Below are 2,440 nucleotides of genomic sequence, written 5' to 3'. Positions count from 1 at the left end.
CGACCGGAGCGCGACCGGCCTCGGCCTCACCCTGCGGGGCCTCTCCAAGAGCTTCGACGGCGGCAAGCCCGTCATCGACGGGCTCGACCTGCACATCCCCGCCGGCCAGTTCGTCGCCGTGGTCGGACGCTCGGGCTGCGGCAAGTCCACCCTGCTGCGGCTGATCCTCGGCCTCGAAGCGCCGAGCGCCGGCCGCGTCGCGGTCGAGGGTGGGGACGCCCCGCGCCGAATCATGTTCCAGGAGCCGCGCCTCCTGCCCTGGGCGAGCGTCCTCGACAACGTCGCGGTCGGCCTGCGCGGCGGCACGGCGGCGGAGCGGCGGGCCCGCGCCGCCGCGGCGCTCAAGGAGGTCGGCCTCGCCGAGAAGGCGGAGCAGTGGCCCGCCACTCTCTCGGGCGGCCAGCGCCAGCGGGTGGCGCTCGCCCGCGCCCTCGTCAGCCGGCCGGGACTGCTCGCCCTCGACGAGCCCCTCGGGGCCCTCGACGCGCTGACCCGCATCGACATGCAGGCGATGATCGAGCGGATCTGGCGCGGGCAAGGGTTCACGGCTCTCCTCGTCACCCACGACGTCGCCGAGGCGGTGGCGCTCGCCGACCGCATCCTCGTGGTCGAGGCCGGCCGCATCGCCCTCGACCTGGCGGTGCCGGTGCCCCGCCCGCGCCGCCGCGGCGACCCGGATCTGGCGGCCCTCGAAGGCCGCATCCTCGACCACCTGCTCGACGGGCGCGCGTGAGCGCCCTCCTTCCCGGAGACTTGTTGCCATGACCGGCCAGACCGATGTCCTCTGGTTCCTGCCCACCCACGGCGACGGCCGTTATCTCGGCGCCCAGGACGGCGCCCGGGCCGTCACCCTGCCCTACCTGCGCCAGATCGCCCAGGCGGCGGACGAGCTCGGCTATTTCGGCGTGCTGCTGCCGACCGGGCGCTCCTGCGAGGATTCCTGGGTCGTCGCCTCGGCGCTCGCACCGCTGACCCAGCGCCTGCGCTTCCTGGTGGCGGTGCGGCCGGGCCTGCAACTGCCCTCGACCGCCGCCCGGATGGCCGCCACCCTCGACCGGATCTCGGACGGGCGCCTCCTCATCAACGTGGTGACGGGCGGCGACCCGGTGGAGCTGCGCGGCGACGGCGTGTTCCTCGGCCATGACGAGCGCTACGCCGTGACCGACGAGTTCCTGCGGGTCTGGCGCGGGCTCCTCGCCGGCGAGACCGTGACCTACCGGGGCGAGCACCTCCAGGTGGAGGACGGCCGGCTGATCTTCCCGCCGGTGCAGAAGCCCTACCCGCCGCTCTATTTCGGCGGCTCGTCGCCGGCCGGGATCGAGGTCGCGGCCGAGCATTGCGACGTCTACCTGACCTGGGGCGAGCCCCCGGCCGGCGTGGCGGAAAAGATCGCCCGGGCCCGCGAGGCGGCGGAGACGCGCGGAAAGACCTTCTCCTACGGCATCCGCCTGCACGTCATCGTGCGCGAGACCGAGTCCGCGGCCTGGGAGGCGGCGGAGTCGCTGATCTCGCGCCTCGACGACGCCACCATCGCCAAGGCGCAGGCGACCCTGGCGCGCCAGGATTCCGTCGGCCAGAGCCGGATGATGCAGCTCCATGGCGGCCGGCGCGACAGGCTGGTGGTCTCGCCGAACCTCTGGGCCGGCGTCGGCCTGGTGCGGGGTGGGGCCGGCACCGCGCTGGTCGGCTCCCCCGACCAGGTCGCCGACCGGATGAAGGAATACATCGATCTCGGCATCGACCGCTTCATCCTCTCCGGCTATCCGCACCTGGAGGAAGCCTACCGCTTCGCCGAGCTGGTCTTCCCGAAGCTCCCCTTGCGCAGCACCACCGGCACCGCGGCGACGGGCGCGCGCAACGACGGCCCGTTCGGCGAGGTGATCGCCAACGACATCGTGCCGGCGCGGGGGGTGTCGGCGCATTGAGGAGAGCGTCCGGGCCGCAACTACCCGGGATCAGACGCCGTGGTCGCGGATGATGACTCCTCGAACCGCGGCGGCCGACCGATGGCCACCGGCCGTTGCGCGCAGCGCTTCTTCAAGTTGGATGTCGAGATCGCGGATCGTGAGTGTCGCCATGAGCGGAGACCACTACGTTCGTGGCTACGGAGAAGCCGAGGCGAAGCGCCTGATCCAGGCCGTGATGTCCTCCTCCGTCATCTCCGCCGCAGCGATGGCTGTCCAGGTCCAAACGACATCGTCGTCGGCAGCCGTCACCTCGTAGCCGTTGATGGCGAGGAAAAGTTCGGTCACCACGGCCGACATCCGTTTGTTGCCGTCCAGGAAAGCGTGATTGCGAGCCAGTCCGAGCCCATAATACCAACGGCCCAAGATGCTGACGCATCGGGCCGTTGACCCATCTCGAATTTTCGATGTTAAGCTAGAGGCTTGGCGAAAATTCGAGAACAGAACCAAAGGTCGTTTTCAACGACCGTTGGTAT

Annotated in this window: 4 protein-coding genes; 2 read left to right on the top strand and 2 right to left on the bottom strand. The window is 71.0% G+C overall.

The features are described 5' to 3' along the window. Positions 1-733 (top strand): ATP-binding cassette domain-containing protein (locus tag VP06_RS33140; RefSeq protein WP_048468081.1); only part of this gene is annotated, 733 nt, incomplete at its 5' end. Positions 734-761: 28 nt separating this feature from the next. Beyond that, complete coding sequence (gene ssuD / locus VP06_RS33135) at positions 762-1,925, top strand: FMNH2-dependent alkanesulfonate monooxygenase (RefSeq protein ID WP_048468080.1); 1,164 nt, start codon at positions 762-764, stop codon at positions 1,923-1,925. Between the two features lie 30 nt (positions 1,926-1,955). Here the strand turns inward: ssuD and VP06_RS38685 are convergent, their stop codons facing one another. Together VP06_RS38685 and VP06_RS35720 are read right to left on the bottom strand one after the other, a co-directional pair. Beyond that, positions 1,956-2,078 carry a hypothetical protein gene (locus tag VP06_RS38685; RefSeq protein ID WP_280950268.1) on the bottom strand — a complete coding sequence of 41 codons (123 nt, stop codon included), beginning with the start codon at positions 2,076-2,078 and terminating at the stop codon, positions 1,956-1,958. A 24-nt stretch (positions 2,079-2,102) separates the two neighbouring features. Then, a complete protein-coding gene (locus VP06_RS35720; RefSeq protein ID WP_280950267.1) occupies positions 2,103-2,330 on the bottom strand; it encodes a type II toxin-antitoxin system death-on-curing family toxin in 228 nt (75 codons plus the stop codon). Positions 2,331-2,440: the final 110 nt, after the last annotated feature.

This window comes from Methylobacterium aquaticum, from assembly GCF_001043915.1.
GTDB lineage: Bacteria > Pseudomonadota > Alphaproteobacteria > Rhizobiales > Beijerinckiaceae > Methylobacterium > Methylobacterium aquaticum.
Note: the sequence above shows the minus strand (reverse complement) of the source record. Positions and strands in the feature narration are given on the sequence as shown.

Bases quoted from the DNA above. Each gene is read 5' to 3' on its own strand.
- VP06_RS38685 (WP_280950268.1), bottom strand. From the start codon at position 2,078: ATGGCGACACTCACGATCCGCGATCTCGACATCCAACTTGAAGAAGCG.
- ssuD (WP_048468080.1), top strand. From the start codon at position 762: ATGACCGGCCAGACCGATGTCCTCTGGTTCCTGCCCACCCACGGCGAC.